The organism is Vibrio sp. YQ_11 (genome assembly GCF_043103065.1).
In the GTDB taxonomy this organism is placed as follows: domain Bacteria; phylum Pseudomonadota; class Gammaproteobacteria; order Enterobacterales; family Vibrionaceae; genus Vibrio; species Vibrio parahaemolyticus.
This window is the reverse complement of sequence record NZ_JBICJM010000027.1, coordinates 12,484-32,019: the sequence shown is the minus strand read 5'-3', so window position 1 is coordinate 32,019 and position 19,536 is coordinate 12,484. Positions and strand designations below refer to the sequence as shown.

17 protein-coding genes are annotated in these 19,536 nt (G+C 45.3%); 6 read left to right on the top strand and 11 right to left on the bottom strand.

The genetic code is table 11. From position 1 onward, the window contains the following. Window positions 1-697: 697 nt before the first annotated feature. From ACF8EG_RS11755 to zntR, 4 genes are all read right to left on the bottom strand, one after another. Entirely contained in the window at window positions 698-2,833 is a 2,136-nt protein-coding gene (locus tag ACF8EG_RS11755; RefSeq protein WP_025523408.1) for a lysine decarboxylase CadA, read from the bottom strand. Window positions 2,834-2,949: 116 nt separating this feature from the next. Further along, window positions 2,950-4,293: a cadaverine/lysine antiporter gene (gene cadB, locus ACF8EG_RS11750; RefSeq protein ID WP_005383654.1), complete on the bottom strand. Its 1,344-nt coding sequence runs from the start codon at window positions 4,291-4,293 to the stop codon at window positions 2,950-2,952. Between the two features lie 698 nt (window positions 4,294-4,991). Continuing rightward, window positions 4,992-6,560 (bottom strand): lysine decarboxylation/transport transcriptional activator CadC, encoded by a 1,569-nt coding sequence (gene cadC, locus ACF8EG_RS11745; protein ID WP_020839807.1) that lies wholly within the window; start codon window positions 6,558-6,560, stop codon window positions 4,992-4,994. Window positions 6,561-6,725: 165 nt separating this feature from the next. Continuing rightward, window positions 6,726-7,124 carry a Zn(2+)-responsive transcriptional regulator gene (gene zntR / locus ACF8EG_RS11740; RefSeq protein WP_005456436.1) on the bottom strand — a complete coding sequence of 133 codons (399 nt, stop codon included), beginning with the start codon at window positions 7,122-7,124 and terminating at the stop codon, window positions 6,726-6,728. Window positions 7,125-7,389: 265 nt separating this feature from the next. Between zntR and purH the strand changes: the two genes are divergently transcribed. After that, window positions 7,390-8,982 (top strand): bifunctional phosphoribosylaminoimidazolecarboxamide formyltransferase/IMP cyclohydrolase, encoded by a 1,593-nt coding sequence (gene purH / locus ACF8EG_RS11735; protein ID WP_069507433.1) that lies wholly within the window; start codon window positions 7,390-7,392, stop codon window positions 8,980-8,982. A gap of 154 nt (window positions 8,983-9,136) precedes the next feature. Next, a complete protein-coding gene (gene purD / locus ACF8EG_RS11730) occupies window positions 9,137-10,426 on the top strand; it encodes a phosphoribosylamine--glycine ligase (protein ID WP_069507434.1) in 1,290 nt (429 codons plus the stop codon). A gap of 88 nt (window positions 10,427-10,514) precedes the next feature. On the opposite strand, the gene ACF8EG_RS11725 is transcribed toward purD, so the two are convergent. Next, complete coding sequence (locus ACF8EG_RS11725; RefSeq protein WP_020904505.1) at window positions 10,515-11,213, bottom strand: DUF1481 domain-containing protein; 699 nt, start codon at window positions 11,211-11,213, stop codon at window positions 10,515-10,517. 39 nt (window positions 11,214-11,252) lie between these two features. After that, complete coding sequence (gene hupA / locus ACF8EG_RS11720) at window positions 11,253-11,525, bottom strand: nucleoid-associated protein HU-alpha (protein WP_005433627.1); 273 nt, start codon at window positions 11,523-11,525, stop codon at window positions 11,253-11,255. 253 nt (window positions 11,526-11,778) lie between these two features. Between hupA and ACF8EG_RS11715 the strand changes: the two genes are divergently transcribed. Beyond that, window positions 11,779-12,906 carry a CNNM domain-containing protein gene (locus ACF8EG_RS11715; RefSeq protein ID WP_025557230.1) on the top strand — a complete coding sequence of 376 codons (1,128 nt, stop codon included), beginning with the start codon at window positions 11,779-11,781 and terminating at the stop codon, window positions 12,904-12,906. 58 nt (window positions 12,907-12,964) lie between these two features. Here the strand turns inward: ACF8EG_RS11715 and ACF8EG_RS11710 are convergent, their stop codons facing one another. Beyond that, a complete protein-coding gene (locus ACF8EG_RS11710) occupies window positions 12,965-13,552 on the bottom strand; it encodes a YjaG family protein (RefSeq protein WP_005456454.1) in 588 nt (195 codons plus the stop codon). A gap of 66 nt (window positions 13,553-13,618) precedes the next feature. Here ACF8EG_RS11710 and ACF8EG_RS11705 point away from each other — a divergent pair, with 66 nt between their 5' ends. Beyond that, complete coding sequence (locus ACF8EG_RS11705; protein WP_005456455.1) at window positions 13,619-14,542, top strand: D-2-hydroxyacid dehydrogenase; 924 nt, start codon at window positions 13,619-13,621, stop codon at window positions 14,540-14,542. Window positions 14,543-14,548: 6 nt separating this feature from the next. After that, window positions 14,549-15,121 (top strand): uracil-DNA glycosylase family protein, encoded by a 573-nt coding sequence (locus ACF8EG_RS11700; protein WP_069507435.1) that lies wholly within the window; start codon window positions 14,549-14,551, stop codon window positions 15,119-15,121. A 219-nt stretch (window positions 15,122-15,340) separates the two neighbouring features. Here ACF8EG_RS11700 and hemE read toward each other — a convergent pair whose 3' ends face one another. The 4 genes from hemE to nudC all read right to left on the bottom strand — a co-directional run bounded on the left by hemE (window position 15,341) and on the right by nudC (window position 18,855). Further along, window positions 15,341-16,408 carry a uroporphyrinogen decarboxylase gene (gene hemE, locus ACF8EG_RS11695; RefSeq protein WP_005456478.1) on the bottom strand — a complete coding sequence of 356 codons (1,068 nt, stop codon included), beginning with the start codon at window positions 16,406-16,408 and terminating at the stop codon, window positions 15,341-15,343. 304 nt (window positions 16,409-16,712) lie between these two features. Next, window positions 16,713-17,456 (bottom strand): hypothetical protein, encoded by a 744-nt coding sequence (locus tag ACF8EG_RS11690; protein ID WP_029829233.1) that lies wholly within the window; start codon window positions 17,454-17,456, stop codon window positions 16,713-16,715. Window positions 17,457-17,460: 4 nt separating this feature from the next. Continuing rightward, window positions 17,461-17,952 carry a hypothetical protein gene (locus tag ACF8EG_RS11685; RefSeq protein WP_175423226.1) on the bottom strand — a complete coding sequence of 164 codons (492 nt, stop codon included), beginning with the start codon at window positions 17,950-17,952 and terminating at the stop codon, window positions 17,461-17,463. Window positions 17,953-18,072: 120 nt separating this feature from the next. Next, complete coding sequence (gene nudC, locus ACF8EG_RS11680) at window positions 18,073-18,855, bottom strand: NAD(+) diphosphatase (RefSeq protein ID WP_029829231.1); 783 nt, start codon at window positions 18,853-18,855, stop codon at window positions 18,073-18,075. Window positions 18,856-19,033: 178 nt separating this feature from the next. Between nudC and ACF8EG_RS11675 the strand changes: the two genes are divergently transcribed. Continuing rightward, a complete protein-coding gene (locus ACF8EG_RS11675) occupies window positions 19,034-19,525 on the top strand; it encodes an Rsd/AlgQ family anti-sigma factor (RefSeq protein WP_005497574.1) in 492 nt (163 codons plus the stop codon). The last annotated feature ends 11 nt before the right edge of the window (window positions 19,526-19,536 follow it).

Genomic DNA, 19,536 nt, shown 5'->3' with positions numbered 1-19,536 from the left:
GTATCTAATTGGATTATCATCAACGAGTGCCCACACAGATTGATAGGTTCTTGTTTTTAAAGAGCTTTTCTAACATTTTCAGCAACTTAGTTGCTCGTCGTTAGGGGTGCGTATCTTACTTCACACCGTGAGAGAGTCAAGCATTTTTTCAAATTTCTTTTCTCTCAGTTCCGACTCGCTGTGTGACTTTCGTCTCACTCCGTGTCGGTGGATGCGCAGTATAGGGAGTTGAGAAATTAGTACAAGCGTTTTTTACAAAAAAACTCTCAACCGAACAAATAGCAATCACTTTGTGTATATACCAAGCGATCTTGGCTATTTTCTCTCATTTAAAAGGATCTTTCCTCAAGAAAAAGGGCGTTTCTACCTGAATTACGATCTTCAAATTTAATGCAATTGACGCAAATGATCTTCGCTCAACGCGCTTTTTCTCTTCGTCCTGCTGTATAAAAGATAAAAAAAGAGCAGAACGATAACGAACTGCTCTTTGGTCTTTGCTTTTTACTTGGGGTACTTCAGGTGAAGTCTTGGAAATTACTTCTTCTATATAGAAGAAAAGATCAGAGCATCCTTGCCCTTCTCTTTTACGACAGATTAGCTAGGGGTATATCTAAATGTCGTGGTTGTTCGATGACACATTGAGCTCGTAAGAGTGGAGCATGCTTGCATTCCCAATGGCGTCATCTTCGAGAGGAACTTAGTTCTTCAATACTTTTACGGTGTAGCTACCATCTTTTTGTTGGTATAGACCGTGGATGTCGGTTTCGAAACCTGGGTAATGCGCACCGATCTCACAAAGCATCTCTAGGAAATCCAGCACTGGGCGAGACTCTTGAGTCACCATTTCACCAGGAAGTACTAGTGGCACACCTGGAGGGTAAGGAAGGATCATGTTCGCACTTACGCGACCAACCATTTCTTCCAGTTTGATTTCTTCTACGTTACCGCGAAGCTCTTCTTGCCATGCTGCGTGTGGTGTTACTTTCATTTCTGGAAGAACATCGAACGCTTTGTACATTAGCTCTGGTAGGTTGTATTTCTTAGTTAGGTTATGAATTGCTTGTGCCAAATCTTGAACGCGCATGCCTTCATAGAAGCTTGGATCTTCGTTATATAGCGAAGGAAGGAAGCTCTTGATGGTTAGGTTTAAGTCGTAGCCACGTTTAAATTCAGTCAGACCGCGTAGCAATTGCATTGCTTTTGATTTGTCGATACCGATTGAGAATAGGAACAACAAGTTGTATGGACCTGTTTTCTCTACCACGATGCCGCGCTCGTCTAGGAATTTAGCCACCAGCGAAGCAGGAATACCTGATTCTTCTAGTTCGCCTTCTTTATTCATCCCCGGAGTCAGTAGCGTGACTTTGATTGGGTCAAGATACATGTGGTTGTCATCCATGTTCTTGAAGCCGTGCCATGTATCGCTAGGGTCTAGTTTCCAACATTCTGTGGTATCGATGTTTTCTGGTTGCCATACATCGAAGAACCAGCTGTCACTTTCTGCTTCTAGGCGTTTGATCTCTTTACGGAAGCGAATTGCGCGATCGATAGAGTCTTGCATCAACTTCTTACCAGTGTTGCCGCGCATCATTGCCGCTGCTGTTTCAGTAGAAGCAACAATGCCGTACTGAGGTGAAGTTGAAGTGTGCATCATGAATGCTTCGTTGAAAGATTCTTTATCAAAGTCGCCTTTCACGTGAATCATTGAAGCTTGTGAGAACGCAGCCAACAGTTTGTGTGTTGATTGTGTCTCGTAGAACACTTTGCCTGGCATCGCTTCACCACTCATACCACATTTACCTTCGTAAATTGGGTTGAAGTTAGTGTAAGGCACCCAAGCACTGTCGAAGTGAATGTGTTTACAATCTAGCGACTCTTTGATGAATTGTGTGTTGTACAACAAGCCATCGTAAGTTGAGTTAGTCACTACTGCGTAACTTGGCGCTGTTGCACCTGGTGTTTTCGCCACTTTTTCTGCGATTACATCGCGGCTGAATTCACTTTGTGGAATACCACCAAGGATGCCGTATGCGTTACGAGTTGGGCGGAAGTAGATTGGTGTCACGTCGCTCATCATCATTAGGTGAGTCAGAGATTTGTGACAGTTACGATCAATCAGTACTGTGCTGCCCGCAGGTGCTGAGTACATACCAACGATTTTGTTCGATGTAGACGTACCGTTAGTTACGATGTAAGAGCTGTCTGCATTGAATGTGCGTGCGATGTATTCTTCTGCATCTTTATGTGGACCTGAGTGGTCTAGTAGAGAACCTAGCTCAGGCATTGAGATTGATACGTCCGCTTTAAATGTGTTTGGACCGTAAAAATCGTAGAAGATGCTACCAGCAGGGCTTTTCTGGAATGCAGTACCGCCCATGTGACCTGGAGTACAGAAGGTGTATTTACCTTCTTCTACGTATTTGAATAACGCTTTAGTGAATGGAGGCATGATGGCATCTTTGTATGCCTCGGTCGCTTGGTTGATTTTGATAGCGATGTCGTCAGCCATACCTAAAGCGTACTCGAAGAAGCTCACGTTCAGACGTAGGTCTGTTAGTGAAATATCGAGAGTAGACTGTTCGTTAGCAAATGCGTGAACAGGCAGTTTTTCGTTGATTTGGCTAATACGTTCACATAGCTCTAGTGAGTATTTATCCCAGTCGAACAGCACACCGCAAATGCGTGGGTTCATCTCAATCATTTTGATCAAGTCTTTATCATCTACTGGGTAAACCACTTCGTAGCCCGCTTTCTCAAGAGCAGCGTGAAGTTGACGAACTGGCTCTTCTTTAAAGAACACACCCATGTGGTTCAAGATAGCGAAAATATTCATTTGGACATCTCCAAGGCGAATGAGGGCGCTCTCTGCCATTTACAGGCAGTGAGTAAGGTGAGCGCCGAGTGAATTTGTTTTTTATTGGCTGACACCGAAGTGCCAGCGTTTGGGGATTAGTTGCTTGCTTGAGCAGGCATGTCGTCAGCGTGTAGCTTCATGTACTGAGCTAAGCCGGCTTTTTTGCTGTAGAACATCAAGATAACGAGAGACACGATGAAGGTTGCTGTTAGCGTACCGCCTTCTGCACCAGCAAGGGCAATGAAGCAGAACAGACAAGCTACACCAGAGAACAGCATTACGAAGCCGTTACGTGTTGTCATACCTTCGAAGCGAATCAAGTTAATGCTTGAGTAGAAGTAAGGCAGCATAGTTAGTAGAACTGCATCAGTCGTTAGCTGGTTGAACAGGTCTGATGCGTGTGCTGTTTTAGAGCTGAAGAACATCAGTACAACCATTAATGCTGTCATCTTGATTGACGCAAGGATTAGACCTTTCTTAGGCACACCGTTTTTGTCAGTTTCGCCGTAGATTTTAGGGAAGTTGCCATCGCTTGCTGCACGTTTACCAGCTTCGCCCACCAGCATCATCCAAGAACCTAGCGAAGTAAAACATGCTAGTGCAGTGAATGCTGATACGAATGGTGCAGTCCAGCTACCGAATAGCTCAGTGGTAGCCAATGCAAATGGCGCACCTGATGCCGCAACTTCAGAAGCAGGGAACATGCCGCTGATCATTTGAGTTGATAGGATGTAAATCACACCTGCGATACCAGTACCCAGCATAGTTGCTAGCGGTACAGTACGTTTAGGGTTTTCTACCATACCTGTCGATACTGCAGCTGATTCCACACCAACGAATGACCATAGACAGATAAGAACCGCAGTCACAATCGCATGGCTATCAGTACCCGCAGATACGTTCCAGTTTTGGCTGTATAGCGCAGTGTCGAAGTGCGTCCAACCAAATAGAGCGGTACCAACAACTGGAATTAGGATTAGAACAAGACCAAGCGTACATAGACGGCTTACCCAGCTACCACCAAGTAGGTTGACGAAAGTGAAGATCCATACCGATGCAATCGTCGCAATACCTGCTGGGATTGGGTCATTAAGCACAGGGAAGAATACTGAAAGGTAAGAAACACCTGTAATAGCAATAGCTAGGTTACCAATCCAGTTCGCGTGGTAATAAAGCACGCCCGTTTGGAAACCAAAGACTGGGGAAACTTCGCCCGCATAAGCGATAGGACCACCTTCTTGAGGGTTTTTGGTTGCCAGACGAGCGTAAACAAACGCAAGGCTCAGTGCACCGATCAAACAGATCAGCCAGCTGAAAATTGAAACAGAGCCTACTGAAGCTAGGCTAGAAGGTAACAGTGCAATACCACTACCCATCATGTTACCGGCGACTACACCCGTACAGGCAATTAGGCCGATTTTTTTCGTATTCGATGACATAACATCTCCAAATCTATTCTACTCAAGTCAACGTGACTCAAACTGAACGGTTATTAGCGAGATGCTATGAAGTAGATACCTGCTCGACCTCGCTAAATTTCGAAGTGAAGACTACGCCCAAAAATCGGGAAAAAAATAAACTTGGCGTTATCAATAAAATGATTAGTTAATCAACATCAAGTTGAGATAAACATGATAAACACAAAAATATAAAACCATATTATTCATGAAGTTATAAGAAAAACATCAAACCTTCTACCGATAGATAAACTCTCATCAACTCGTCGGTAATCGCGATAAAAGTTATCAACCTCTATCAACTTCCCCATCCCGAAGGGTTAATTCCCTGAACTGTTGATTCCATAAATCTCTCCCTGATCGCGCTTTTTGACCCACATCAATATTCATCTCGCCAGCAAGAAAGCATCAGAATCATTCTCGCCACATAACTCAGCCAGACACTCCATACAATCAATAGAGATAGAGATAGAGATAGAGATAGAGATAGAGATAGAGATAGAGATAGAGATAGAGATAGAGATAGAGATAGAGAAGCAAATCGGATATGTCTTCCCGTTGCAAGCTTGCGTTGTTAGCTCCTTCGTAAGTCATTGCCCCACCGCCCCAGCCTTTTCACTTTTCGACAGCTACAAAAAAGCCCCTCACCGAAATGAGGGGCTTTTTTGAGTCCGAGAGAATTAAAGCATTCGAACGACAGAAGGGTGAACAGCGCGATACATGGCGTAATCAATCGCCTTCATGTTACTTGGGAAGACCAAGTTTTCGCACAGCAGGTACGTCTCAACCGACGTATCAATATAAAAAGCTTCGCTGTAAGACTCACTGGCCAAATCCAGATCACCATCCAATTCAGCATGCTTACCACGAATCACATAAGACAGCACTGAATCTCGTAACCTCAACGCTTGCCCAAGATGCAGCTTGGCTGAAGCCATGTCACCAGCGATGGTTTCGTGTAGGGCCAAAGCTTCATAAATTCGAGGTTGAATTGGCCCAACCATCATTTTCACGTTGGTTTCCAGCGCATCGCTGAGTTGTTGCACTCGCCCTTTCTTTAGCTCAAGAGACGAATCGAGCACTTTCTGCACGTGGTAAGCAATCAGCAATTCAGCTTGAACATAAGCATTATCTGGCTCGATTTCTAAAATATTTTCCATCAAATCGATGCCTTGGCGAAACTGCTTTGCATCAGAGACATTAAGATAATGGTTAGCTTGCACAAACAATTCCAAGGCATCGGGATTCATGGGCATTCCCGCCACCAGCATCGTAGATTTTAATTTGGCATCCGGCACTTTTAGCACTTGCATCAAATCCAACGATGCTTGTTGAAGCACGGTCTTTAAATGGCTACTGGTTAACGCGTATTGACGACTAAACAACACCTTTTCAGATGAGTTATTGCGATATTCCACCTCTAAAAAGCTGCCACCGTCATTCTCACGAACTCGTACCACAACGGATTTACCAGGCACAATGCCAGAAGTAAACGACGCCTTCTTTAGCATGACTCGGTAATCACTGACTTGAGCAATGTCGGACATCAACTTTTGTGCAAACCCGTCTGCCAAGTCATAGCTTAACCCTTCGCTCGTAAAGTTATCTTGAAACTTGAATTCGATAAGGTGAGTATCGATGGCTTGGGTAATACGCACTTCCGATTGCTTGTAGGTAAACACGCCCATCACCACGACCAAAACACTGATCCAGATGAAGTTCATCAGTCCCAAGCGCCACGGGCTGATTTTATTTTTTTTCTGAGGGGGCTTTTTCTCTTTCGACATCTCGCAGACCGCACGAGTCAGAGGGCCGGCAGGAAAAGTAACGGCAGGTGCGATAGGCAGAGTCTCTTCTTCTGGTTCTTCAACCAAAGGTGCGTTCTCTTCCTCTTCACTTTGGCGACTTGCGACAAACTCTTCATGCGTCATCGGAGTCACGTTCGCCACCAGCTTGTAGCCACGTTTCGGTACTGTAATGACGTAACTGGTATTTTCTTCCCGACCGTCACGCAGCAATTTACGCAACTCAAAAATGGACTGAGTCACCACTTGATCGGTCACAATCGCCCCAGCCCAAACGTACTGGATCAATTCCTCGCGATTGAACACCTCATTTGCATGCTCAGCTAAGAAGTGCAAAAGATTAATTAAGCGCGGCTCAACAGTAACTTCCCTATCTTGTCGATACAGCTTATTTTCATCAACGCTTAAAACCCAGTCATTGATTTGAAAATAGACTCCAACCATGTATGAAAACTCTCGTATCTACCAGACAGCTATCGCTGTAGGAATGATGGAACTTCACATTCGCACAGTCGACCAAAAGCGAGATTATAGGTGGGAAAACGGCGTGCACCTAGAAAAGCAAGCCGCCAAAAATGCAAACTTAAGTTAAGTGATGCAAAAATGAGACTACTCAAGTGCTGCAAGAATAGAACAATGACTGGCATCATCGTTTGTATGGCCACAGCACGCATCATTAATCTTCTTCAAAGCACGGCGAATTTTCGTCAGTTCATTAATCTTCTCGTCGATCAGCTCTAACTTGGCAGAAGTAATGGCTTTTACCTCTGCACAACTGTGTTCTGTCGCCTCTAACTTAATTTCTAATAGATCTTTTATCTCATCCAAACTCAACCCTAGCTCTTTCGCTTTTAAGATGAAGCGCACCTGCTTTTGATTCTCTTCATTATAAAGTCGGTAACCTGATTCGCTTCGCCCTGCGGGTTTTATCAACGCATTTTTCTCATAAAAACGCAGTGTATCTGAAGTCACACCACAGCGTTTTGCCAACTCACCTATCTGAAACATAACTTTCCTTATTAACTATCTCGTTACTTTTAAAGCTAAAGAACGACTTTTTTGCAATTATTTTTGAGATGCCAAACGATTGCGCGAGCTTTTTTGTAATAAATTGGTTAGAATACGCGCCATCAAATGTGGAGACTGTTTTCTAAACATGAAAACACCTGCAAAGGTCTTTACCAAAACTGGCCAATATTTTACCCCAAGAGGTAAAAACAAGTTCATTTTTGGCAAACATCTTTAACTCCGTGAATTTGAGGAAAATGGAAGCATGAATAACGCTCGTCCTATTCGCCGTGCGCTTATCAGCGTATCAGACAAAACAGGTATTGTTGAGTTTGCGCAAGCTCTTGCTGAGCGCGGTGTCGATATCCTATCTACTGGTGGTACAGCACGCCTACTTGCCGAACAAGGCATCGCAGTAACAGAAGTCTCTGACTACACAGGTTTCCCAGAAATGATGGACGGCCGCGTTAAAACGCTTCACCCGAAAGTTCACGGTGGTGTGCTTGGTCGTCGTGGTCAAGATGACGACGTGATGGCAAAACATGGAATCAATCCAATCGACATGGTCGTTGTTAACCTATACCCATTTGCAGAAACCGTTGCCAAAGAAGGCTGTACGCTGGCTGACGCAGTAGAAAACATCGATATTGGCGGTCCTACCATGGTTCGCTCAGCAGCGAAGAACCACAAAGACGTAACTATCGTTGTAAACGCTTCAGACTACGACCGCGTAATCGCAGAGATGGACGCAAACGACAAGTCCCTAACTCTAGAAACGCGTTTCGACCTTGCTATCGCAGCATTTGAACACACCGCCGCTTACGATGGCATGATCGCAAACTACTTCGGTACCATGGTTCCATCTTACGGTGAGAACAAGGAAGGCGATGAAGAGAGTAAATTCCCTCGCACCTTCAACCAACAATTCGAGAAAAAACAAGACATGCGCTACGGTGAGAACAGCCACCAAGCGGCTGCTTTCTACGTCGAAGCCAACCCACAAGAAGCGTCTGTTTCTACTGCTCGCCAAATCCAAGGTAAAGCCCTTTCTTATAACAACATCGCAGACACAGACGCCGCACTTGAATGCGTGAAAGAGTTTAATGAGCCAGCATGTGTAATCGTAAAACACGCCAACCCATGTGGCGTCGCGCTAGGTAAAGACATCCTAGAAGCATACAACCGCGCTTACCAAACAGACCCAACATCAGCGTTCGGCGGCATCATCGCATTCAACCAAGAGCTAGATGCTGAAACAGCAACCGCTATCGTTGAACGTCAATTCGTTGAAGTAATCATTGCTCCTTCTGTTTCTGCTGAAGCGATTGAAGTCGTTGCGGCGAAGAAGAACGTACGTCTACTAGAGTGTGGCGAGTGGTCAACGAAGACAACGGGCTTTGACGTGAAACGCGTCAACGGTGGTCTACTGGTTCAAGATCGCGACCAAGGCATGGTAAGCCTAGACGACCTTAAAGTGGTTTCTAAGCGTCAACCGACAGAAGAAGAACTGAAAGATGCGCTGTTCTGCTGGAAAGTAACGAAATACGTGAAATCTAACGCGATCGTTTACGCGAAAGGCGACATGACTATCGGTGTGGGCGCAGGCCAAATGAGCCGCGTTTACTCAGCGAAAATTGCCGGCATCAAAGCTGCAGACGAAGGCTTAGAAGTTGCCGGTAGCGTAATGGCATCTGACGCTTTCTTCCCATTCCGCGACGGTATCGATGCCGCAGCAGAAGCCGGCATTAAGTGCGTAATTCAGCCAGGTGGCTCTATGCGTGACGACGAAGTTATCGCAGCAGCAGATGAGCACGGCATGGCGATGATCTTCACGGGTATGCGCCACTTCCGCCACTAATTTCCTCATCGTATTTGGCACTGTGGCGTCGTTAACTGCTTTTGCCCACCCCAGTTACGTAGCTGACTATGTTTCCGGGATGGGCTCAATTGTTGCCTAGCCACATCATCAACTACTTTGAGTAAACAGTATTTATAAGATTAAGGATTTTCATATGCGAGTTTTAATCATTGGTTCAGGCGGTCGTGAACATGCGCTAGGCTGGAAAGCCGCGCAAAATCCAGATGTTGAGACAATCTTCATTGCTCCTGGTAACGCAGGTACGGCACTAGAGCCAAAACTAGAGAACGTAAACATCGATGTAGAAGACATCGCTGGCCTTGTTGCTTTCGCCAAAGAGAAGGCGATTGAACTGACTATCGTTGGCCCAGAAGCACCATTGGTTATTGGTGTGGTTGATGCGTTCCGCGAAGCGGGCTTACCAATCTTTGGTCCTACCCAAGCCGCAGCGCAGCTTGAAGGCTCTAAAGCGTTTACTAAAGACTTCCTTGCTCGTCACCAAATCCCAACCGGTGCTTACGCAAACTTCACAGAAATTGAACCAGCGCTTGCTTACGTACGTGAGCAAGGTGCGCCAATCGTGGTGAAAGCAGACGGTCTTGCTGCTGGTAAAGGCGTAATCGTTGCGATGACGCTAGAAGAAGCAGAAGACGCAATCAAAGACATGCTAGCGGGCAATGCATTTGGCGACGCAGGCAGCCGCGTAGTTATCGAAGAGTTCTTAGATGGTGAAGAAGCAAGCTTCATCGTAATGGTCGATGGTGAGAACGTTCTGCCAATGGCCACCAGCCAAGACCACAAACGTGTCGGTGATAAAGACACGGGCCCGAACACCGGGGGCATGGGCGCTTACTCTCCAGCTCCTGTGGTCACACCCGAAATTCACAATCGCATCATGGAAGAAGTCATTTACCCAACGGTACGTGGCATGGCGTCTGAAGGGAACCCATACACAGGTTTCCTATACGCGGGTCTGATGATCGACAAAGATGGCACTCCGAAAGTGATCGAGTTCAACTGCCGCTTTGGTGATCCAGAGACACAACCAATCATGATGCGTATGGAATCGGATCTTGTAGATCTATGCTTAGCAGCAATCGACGAGAAGCTTGATCAAGTGGAATCTAAATGGGATCCACGCGCATCTATCGGTATCGTGCTAGCAGCCGGTGGCTACCCAGCAGCGTACAACAAAGGTGACGTGATCTCTGGCCTGCCTCAAGTTGAAATTGAAGGCGAGAAAGTCTTCCACGCGGGTACAGACAATCAAGATGGCGACATCGTGACAAATGGTGGTCGCGTATTGTGTGCAACTGCATTGGGCAACAGCGTATCAGAAGCACAGCAACGCGCGTACGAGCTAGCAAAACAGATCAGTTGGGATGGTATGTTCCATCGTAATGACATCGGCTACCGTGCTATCGCTCGCGAGCAAGAAAAATAATAACAACTTCAGTTGGCTAAAAAGACAAAAGGCGCATTCAGCGCCTTTTTTATTGTTCTTTCGCATCCAGCGTAAAAACGTAGAAGCCTTACTCAGAGATAAACTTTGGTCGTGATACACAATCAAAGTCGTCATCATTGAGCATCAAGAGGCTGTCTACCACCACTTCATTACGAGATTCTTTACCAACAAAGGCAATGTAGCTATCGACCGATGATAAACGGTCGATAACAAATTTCGGCAGGGTTTGGTTGAACTCTAGCGTCGAGAACTCTTTCCCTTTGCAGGTTTCAAATGCTTGACCATTCCAATAGCCTTGTACGAGGTTCTGCCCGTTGCGAGACTGCTCTTTGATGGCAACAACGACATCATTAGCTTCAGCTTTGTATCGATCAAGTTGCTCGCGCTGCAACGGCAAGACTTTGCGATTTACGCGATATTGCTGATAAATCGCTTCACCATCTTTATTAAAGCGGATGTGGATTTGAAAAGGCACCAGTCTTTGCTTGGCATCGATTTGCTCACCTTTTCGAATCAACTCACGCAACTCGCCTTCATCCCAACGGTAATCACTTTTATACCAGCCATGATCACCCATCGTGACGTAATCTGCCGCGGTACTGACTCGAGTTAATCGCTCAGTCATCCAATACAAACTACTGGTGTCACCTGCGGTTTTTCCGCCAGAAAAGTGGGTAAATTGTTCTAGATTAGGCGTTTCAACAGAAGAACAGCCAATAAGAGAAAGGCTAGATAGGAGGAGTGAAGTGAGTAGATGTTTTTTCATGAAATTGCACCGAGGCAGGATACCTCGGTGCATTCTAACTTAGTTTACTGATTCTTTCAGCGCTTTACCTGCTACGAATGCAGGTACGTTAGCTGCTGCGATTTGAATCTCGTCACCAGTCTTAGGGTTGCGACCAGTACGTGCAGCGCGGTGGTTTACTTTGAATGTACCAAAACCAATTAGTTGAACTTGGTCACCCTCTTTAAGTGCACCAGTTACACCTTCAAGAGTCGCTTCAAGAGCAGCTTTAGCTTGTGCTTTTGATAGGTCTGCTTTCTCTGCGATAAAGTCGATTAATTGGGTCTTGTTCATTAGGTTTCCCTTCTCATATGTTATCGAATTCGTCTCACTCTAAAGCATAAATGCCCCATCTGGCAAAGGTTTGTAAGCGATCTTTCGATTTTCTGACGTACTTTTAGCCATAATATGAGTAATAACTCACAATTTGTTACCACATGCGGTCTGAAAGCCCTTGCTTTCCTACGTATTTGGACCAATTAATAAGGCACTTTTGCGGTTATAATCACTGCAAATAACAACTATCAGACTACTTTCAAGGGCAACTATGCTGCTGTTATCCATTTATATCTCTATTGCTATCGGCATTTCGTTTATCTGTTCGGTACTGGAGGCGGTACTACTGAGTATCAGTCCGAGCTACATTGCGCAGCTCAATCAACAGGGGCATCCTGCTGCTGAGCAGCTATCTAAACTCAAGTCCGACATCGACCGCCCATTAGCGTCGATTCTGACTCTAAACACTATTGCTCACACTATCGGTGCAGCAACAGCAGGTGCACAGGCGGCCGTCGTATTCGGCAACGAAGCACTTGGCATCTTCTCTGCTGTTCTCACACTGGCGATCTTGGTTCTCTCTGAAATCGTACCGAAAACCATCGGTGCAACGTACTGGCGTCAGCTTGCACCAGCAGCGGCGGTATCGCTACGTTGGATGGTATGGGCGCTAACGCCATTTGTATGGTTTTCAGAGCAAATCACCAAGCGTTTGGCTCGTAACCACGAAGCACCAAAAATGCGTGATGAACTTTCTGCGATGGCGATTTTGGCACGCGAAAGTGGTGAGTTTGCAGAAGGCGAATCTAAAATCTTAAGCAACCTGCTAGGGATTCAAGATGTGCCTGTCACACAAGTCATGACACCTCGCCCTGTTGTCTTCCGCGTTGACGCAACGATGACCATTAATGAGTTTCTGGACAAACACAAAGACACACCGTTCTCACGTCCGCTGGTATACAGCGAGCAGAAAGACAACATCATCGGCTTTGTGCATCGTCTAGAACTGTTTAAGATGCAGCAATCAGGCAGTGGTCAGAAACAACTCGGTGCGGTCATGCGTCCAATCCAAGTGGTTCTGAACAATACAGCGCTACCAAAAGTATTCGATCAAATGATGACGCACCGCCTACAACTGGCACTTGTGGTCGACGAATACGGCACTGTGCTTGGCCTTGTCACACTTGAAGACATCTTTGAGCACTTAGTTGGTGAAGAAATCATCGACGAAGCCGACAAGAGCACCGACATGCAAGAACTGGCCTACCAACGCTGGGAAAGCTGGAAAGAAATGCACGGTGTAATCGAAAGCCGCGATGACGACGACGAAGAGTTAGAAAAACAAAACGTTGAGCCAGAAACACAAGAGCCAACAAAACCAGACTCAAAAGAATCGTAACCACGTTTCCAACAAAAAAGGCATCCCACGGGATGCCTTTTTCATATTCGCTTTCGCATTACAGTGCGATGCCGATGTTGCTCACGGCTTCTTCGCGTAGTTCTTCACGCAAGTCTTTGATCAAGTTGATATCACGTTCCGTTGCTTCACGCAGCGGACGGAAGATTGCCCACTGGACATCCCACTCTTCACATACGGCTTCATTTTCTTTTTGATTGTCGTTTGTGATTGGCTCGCTGCCCTGTGCTTGCTCTAAATCAGCAACGGTTTGTACCGACTGTTGGCTCACTTTAAGCATTGAATCGAAAAGGTAGTCGCGATCCAACAGACCATGCAATAGAGTAGACAATGCCTGACACGCATCCATCGCTGGGTATACACCGTAAAAATCATACTCGTCGGCACTTGGGAACAATTCTTCTAGCTTCTCTAGTTGACGCTCGAAATTCACTTTCGCGTTCTTAACGGTCAGAATTTCCCATACACTATCAAGAATCGCTCGGTAAGCACGCGGTTCAGCAAATTCTGTGTTCTCACAAAACATCGCATAGTTTGGATACATGCGTTCACACAGACACGCCATAAAGGTAATTTGTTGCCAAGGTTCTAGTTTTTCTAAACGAACCTGAAGAGGATTCTTAAGCATAGTCACTCAATCATTGAAGAAAAAAACAGCGAAAGTGTACTTGATTCATCACAGGGAAAAAAGTTAATGCAGCATCCAAATCAGATTTTCCTGCTCTCAGAGCATCGTGACACCTACGAAACGTTATTGGCGGAGAAAAATCTGCCCGACCTGAACATTACGGACAAGCCGCAAGAGGCACACATTGTTCTTGCCGATCCTCCTTTGCTCTCACAAAGATTAGACGAATTTTCACAACTTGAGTGGGTACAATCTACCTATGCGGGCGTAAATGCGCTCATTACCCCAGAATTTCGCCAAGACTATACGCTAACGAATGTGCGTGGCGTGTTTGGTCCGCTAATCGCAGAGTACGTCCTCGGATATTGCATCAGCCACTATCGTCATTTTATGCACTACCACCAGCAACAACAAAACAAGCAGTGGCAACCGCATCTCTACACATCACTGCAAAGCAAAACCATGGTGATTCTCGGTACGGGTAGCATTGGGAAATGCCTAGCACAAACGGCCCAGACGATGGGGATTAACACGATTGGTATTAATCGTACAGGAATTCCAACAGCCAATGATGAATTTGCACAAACCTTCCACATCAATGAACTAGCAAATGCTTTAAGAAAGGCAGATATTGTCGTTAATACATTACCGAGTACACCTAATACTCGTGCCTTGCTCAACCGTGAAACACTTCAACATCTCAACCAAGCTTTATTATTCAATGTAGGTAGAGGAGATGTGTTGGATGAAGCCAGCTTGTTGCTCGCCATCAAGAATCGCTGGGTAGAACACGCTTTCTTGGACGTGTTTGAGCAAGAACCATTGCCACCAGCGCATCCGTTTTGGAAGTTACCGCAAGTGACCATCACGCCACACATTGCCGCATTGAGCTTTCCTGAACAGGTGGTCGACATTTTTGCCGACAATTACCGACTTTGGCGCGATGGTTTCTCATTAAACAATCAAGTGGATTTCGAGAAAGGGTACTAAAGATAGATGTCTCTAGAGAATCTACTCCAACAAGTGCGCGCGTGCCAGATCTGCGCTGAGAGTTTACCTCTCGAAGCCAACCCTGTGGTTCAAGCCGGTAAAAACGCACGCATTCTAATTATTGGCCAAGCGCCAGGAACAAAAGTCCACAGCACTTCGATACCTTGGAATGATCCAAGTGGTGACCGACTGCGCCAATGGCTTGATATCGACAAAGACGTGTTCTACGACCCGAATAAAATTGCCATTGTACCAATGGGATTCTGCTATCCGGGTAAAGGTAACTCGGGAGATCTGCCACCGAGAAAAGAGTGCGCTCCTACATGGCACAAAAAGATTCTCGAACAGCTCCCCAATATAGAGTTGACTCTGCTTATTGGTCAGTACTCTCAGCAGTACTACCTCACCAACAAGCCCAAAACTCTCACGCAAACCGTTCAGCAATGGCAAGATTGGGAACCTGAGTTTATTCCTCTACCTCACCCTTCCCCACGCAATACGCTGTGGTTAAAGAAGAATCCATGGTTTGAGTCGGAAGTCGTTCCCTATATCCAACAGCGCGTTCACTCGATGCTTTGAGTTACCGATGATCTAATTGCTAGTTAATCTGAATAAGAAAATTGAAACACAAACAACATAAATTTAAGTCATTGTTTATAATTGACTTTAATTTTTATTGTACAGCTTAGATAGTAATTAGATCATGACAGGCCAAATGCTTACTAAGCTGTACAATTCAAATTTCAGGTAAAAAAATACCGGCACTGATGGCCGGTATTGGATTTCAATAAATCGAGATTATTTGTGGTAAGGCTTAGATAGCTCATGTACCGCTTCAACAAACACACCCGCGTTTTCTGGCGGCACATCTAGGTGGATGCCATGACCTAGGTTGAATACGTGACCTGTACCAGCATCACCAAAACCTTCTAGGATACCCGCTACTTCTTCACGGATACGCTCAGGTGAAGCGTAAAGCATAGATGGATCCATGTTGCCTTGCAGTGCCACTTTATCGCCGATACGCGCTTTCGCATCTGCAATATTGATCGTCCAGTCTAGACCAACCGCATCACAACCCGTTGCTGCGATTTGCTCTAGCCACATACCGCCATTCTTAGTAAATAGCGTAACAGGTACGCGACGACCGTCATTTTCGCGAATCAGGCCATCCACTATCTTGTGCATGTATTGCAATGAGAACAGGTTGTAATCACGAGGAGTCAGAACGCCACCCCATGTATCAAATACCATAACTGACTGCGCGCCGGCTTTGATTTGTGCATTTAGGTAGTCAATCACGCTATCTGCTAGCTTATCCAGTAGAAGATGCAGAGTTTGAGGTTCTGCGTACATCATCTTCTTGATCTTCGTGAAGGCCTTAGAGCTACCACCTTCAACCATGTAAGTCGCAAGCGTCCATGGGCTACCAGAGAAACCAATTAGAGGTACATCACCATTCAAATCTTTGCGGATTTGACGCACGGCATTCATTACGTACTGCAGTTCACCTTCTGGATCTGGCAGACCGATTTTCTCTACGTCGGCTTTGCAAGTAATTGGGTTATCGAAGACCGGACCTTCACCAGCAGCAAAACGCAGACCCAGACCCATTGCATCTGGGATAGTTAGGATGTCAGAGAACAAGATCGCTGCATCAAGAGGAAAACGGCGCAGTGGTTGAAGAGTTACTTCAGACGCCAGCTCCGCATTCTTACACAAAGACATGAAATCGCCCGCTTGAGCACGCGTAGCTTTGTATTCTGGTAAGTAACGACCTGCCTGACGCATCATCCATACTGGCGTGTAATCTACCGGCTCTTTAAGAAGCGCACGCAGATAACGATCATTTTTTAATTCAGTCATTCCGTAGTTCCAATTGTTAGGCTTTCTTTGAAAGGGGGTATTCTATCACTGATTTAAGGCCAATAGCTGTGTGCTTTGCAACCTGGATCAAGTTATTAACTTTTAAATCAATGCTTAATTTGCACACAATCCGCATCAGTGTTAAAAATTTGTTCGCTAGCGAAAACTACAATTATAAACTGAGTACTCGGTACTCAGCATCTCATAACGACATCTTACTTACCCCCTCCCTCTCGGAGGGTTTTTTTTGCCTAAATTTCAATAAATTAAAAAGCCACCTTGCGGTGGCTTTAAGAACGAGCAGTTATGACTGGCAAACTTTTTTCATTAACCCTTTTACATGTCCTTTAGACAAATATGTCGGGCAAAGAGCTTCTCTTACGGTTTGCGACTCAATAATGTAATTCTCAAAGTTTGTTAGTGCGGTGTTAGCACACCTTTGTGTAGCAACCTCTTTCGCCAAAGCGAAGTTGGTATTATTTGGTCTGTCCAAGGTGTAGAGCAACGCATTTGCGACGTTTTCATCCGCACAGTAGTTCTCAGCTTGCTGCACTGCTGCTGCAAAAAAAGGAACCGACAGTGACTTCGAGACATTCTGGAAAACTTTGGTTCCTTCTTCGTAACTCACCTCAGCGCTTGGTGCCAAGGCATTAAGAAGCTGACCATAATTTTCCACACATCCCTCTATCGCATATTGAATACATGGTTGTGCTGCAGGCACCAGCTCTTTCGAGAACTGCTGAGTAAAACTCTTAGATTGAGAAAGAAACGGGTAAGATAGGATTAACTGCTGACCCAGACCAATCGCATCATCTTTTGCTCCAGATGCAACATAGTGTTCAAACGCTCCCAACGCCGCATTTTGAACTAGGCTTTTCCACTCGCTATTACGTTGAGATGGACGAATATCTTCCGCATGCGCTAATAGCTCGTTCCAATTTTTAGAGCCGTTCAATGCCTTTAAGTCGTCCATGGTGTAACGAGCTTCTTCACCGACCACGGCAAAGCTGACGGACACCATGAATAACGACAATAACGTTTTCTTCATCGTTTTAGTTCCATGCCTGCTTAAGGTACTTCAACGTTGAAGAGTCGTAAGCCGCATTTGGATTCAGGGCAACTTTGAGTACGCTACCACCTTCATCTAACGCGAAGCCTGCTTTTTTCGCATTCACTGAATCTTGACCTACGAATTGGATTTTTTGAACTTTTTGAAACTCTTCTTTATACAAAGCTGCGTGCTCAGTTGTCGTGCACAACTTCACCATATCATCATAGATGTAGTTAATAAGGCCACCTAACCAACCTGTGGTTTTTACTTTATCAAGTCGAGTTTCAGAAAAATCATAATTATCCCACTGAGCCCAATCGATATTGGTTTCTAGTACTTCATTACCACAAGCCTGCTGCACCTTGGTTACATTTTCTGTCATGGTATTTTCTGTCAACATGCGCTTCGCTTTTACTTCGATACTTGCATTTGCCGACATGCTTACCATTGTGCACGATACTAATCCTAGCCATAACGCTGATTTCAACTTCATTCGGTATACTCCATTATTTATAAACCCATCAATACAGAACGTCATACCAAGCCAGTCTAGCAACAGTGATGTCTCAAAAATGATTAATTTTTAACCTTTACTTCCTTTACGATCAGCATCTCAGTCTGAAAGAATATCACTAACGGTCTGCTCAATTAGCGCTCTTGCAATAGTGCCTGTTGGTGCCACTGGTGGCATCTCTTTCACACCGAACCATTGCGCATCGGATAACTCCGTATAATCCGGATTGAGCTCACCAGAATCATAATCGGCGAGGAACGCCATCATCATACTGGATGGAAAGGCCCAAGGCTGACTGCCAAAGTAACGAATGTTTTTCACGTGAATGCCCGTTTCTTCATGCACTTCGCGCGCGACACAGTCTTCTAAGGTTTCTCCCGCCTCTAAAAAGCCCGCAATCACGGTGTACATGCCATTTCGATGCCTTGGGTGTTGCGCTAGTAAAATCTGATTTTCTTTACGCACAGCAACGATGATGCATGGGAAAATGCGCGGGTAGTGCAAAGTTCGACACTCTCCGCATTGCATGGCAAATTGATTATTATTAAGAAAGTTGCGTCCACCACATTGCGGACAAAAGCGTAAGCTTTGGGTCATGTGCCCATATTGGATAGCCTTGCTCAACAGCATAAATAGCGGTTCAGGGAAATGTAGACAGTCGCGCAATGAAACGAGTGGGAGATCTTGCTCCAAATCTGCAAAATTAATCCACATAACTGGCGAGCCAAGATAGTCACCAATTTGCCTCGCATTCTCTTCTGGCAGTGAGAACTGCTCCGCACAACCAAAAGGCACAGCACCATCCACCAGCCAAATTTCACTTCCTGCAACAACACACCAGTGTGCATTTGCCACACGGTTAACATCACCTTTTCTTAACATTACACCATTCCTTTGCTTGAAGTTCGTTCATTTTACTGGCAATCTAATTTCATACTAGAGTTTGTTCTTAACGATATTTGCAACTATAAATTCTAGTAAGGACAAGAGTTTGTAATAACTTTACTAACTTTGCTTTGCAAAGGATACGTTCGCCAGCCGGCGATCAGATCATGAGGGCATGGTCATGCTAAAAAAATTCAAACAAACACAAGACCAGTGGGGTGGCTCAAGTGATGTCATTGATCACTGGTTAGAGACGAGACAATCCTTAATTGTCGAATACTGTAAGCTTGCAGCACTGCAACCTTGTTCGAAATCCAACGTTCTAGAACTTCCTTCTCCCTCCGAGCTACAAAACTTCTGCCAACACCTAGTCGATTATATTTCCGAAGGCCACTTCAAAATCTACGATATGGTGATGGATAAGTGGAAAGCCACAGGCTTTGTCGCAACAAACGAAATCAACCAAACTTACGGCAAAATCGTGCTAACCACAGAACCGTTGTTAAACTTCACCGATAAGTACTCAGACGTGACAGAAGATGATGAGTTAGAGGATTTCGACTCCGATATGTCTTTGATCGGAGAGATCATTGAAACGCGCTTTGAAGTAGAAGACCATTTGATCCAGCTTATCGCGGATAGCCTTGCGATGCCTCCTGGCGCATAAATGATAATAGA

Excerpts from the sequence above, each read along its gene's own strand:
- ACF8EG_RS11755 (WP_025523408.1), bottom strand. The coding sequence starts at position 2,833 with ATGAATATTTTCGCTATCTTGAACCACATGGGTGTGTTCTTTAAAGAA.
- cadB (WP_005383654.1), bottom strand. The coding sequence starts at position 4,293 with ATGTCATCGAATACGAAAAAAATCGGCCTAATTGCCTGTACGGGTGTA.
- cadC (WP_020839807.1), bottom strand. The coding sequence starts at position 6,560 with ATGGTTGGAGTCTATTTTCAAATCAATGACTGGGTTTTAAGCGTTGAT.
- zntR (WP_005456436.1), bottom strand. The coding sequence starts at position 7,124 with ATGTTTCAGATAGGTGAGTTGGCAAAACGCTGTGGTGTGACTTCAGAT.
- purH (WP_069507433.1), top strand. The coding sequence starts at position 7,390 with ATGAATAACGCTCGTCCTATTCGCCGTGCGCTTATCAGCGTATCAGAC.
- purD (WP_069507434.1), top strand. The coding sequence starts at position 9,137 with ATGCGAGTTTTAATCATTGGTTCAGGCGGTCGTGAACATGCGCTAGGC.
- ACF8EG_RS11725 (WP_020904505.1), bottom strand. The coding sequence starts at position 11,213 with ATGAAAAAACATCTACTCACTTCACTCCTCCTATCTAGCCTTTCTCTT.
- hupA (WP_005433627.1), bottom strand. The coding sequence starts at position 11,525 with ATGAACAAGACCCAATTAATCGACTTTATCGCAGAGAAAGCAGACCTA.
- ACF8EG_RS11715 (WP_025557230.1), top strand. The coding sequence starts at position 11,779 with ATGCTGCTGTTATCCATTTATATCTCTATTGCTATCGGCATTTCGTTT.
- ACF8EG_RS11710 (WP_005456454.1), bottom strand. The coding sequence starts at position 13,552 with ATGCTTAAGAATCCTCTTCAGGTTCGTTTAGAAAAACTAGAACCTTGG.
- ACF8EG_RS11705 (WP_005456455.1), top strand. The coding sequence starts at position 13,619 with ATGCAGCATCCAAATCAGATTTTCCTGCTCTCAGAGCATCGTGACACC.
- ACF8EG_RS11700 (WP_069507435.1), top strand. The coding sequence starts at position 14,549 with ATGTCTCTAGAGAATCTACTCCAACAAGTGCGCGCGTGCCAGATCTGC.
- hemE (WP_005456478.1), bottom strand. The coding sequence starts at position 16,408 with ATGACTGAATTAAAAAATGATCGTTATCTGCGTGCGCTTCTTAAAGAG.
- ACF8EG_RS11690 (WP_029829233.1), bottom strand. The coding sequence starts at position 17,456 with ATGAAGAAAACGTTATTGTCGTTATTCATGGTGTCCGTCAGCTTTGCC.
- ACF8EG_RS11685 (WP_175423226.1), bottom strand. The coding sequence starts at position 17,952 with ATGAAGTTGAAATCAGCGTTATGGCTAGGATTAGTATCGTGCACAATG.
- nudC (WP_029829231.1), bottom strand. The coding sequence starts at position 18,855 with ATGTTAAGAAAAGGTGATGTTAACCGTGTGGCAAATGCACACTGGTGT.
- ACF8EG_RS11675 (WP_005497574.1), top strand. The coding sequence starts at position 19,034 with ATGGTCATGCTAAAAAAATTCAAACAAACACAAGACCAGTGGGGTGGC.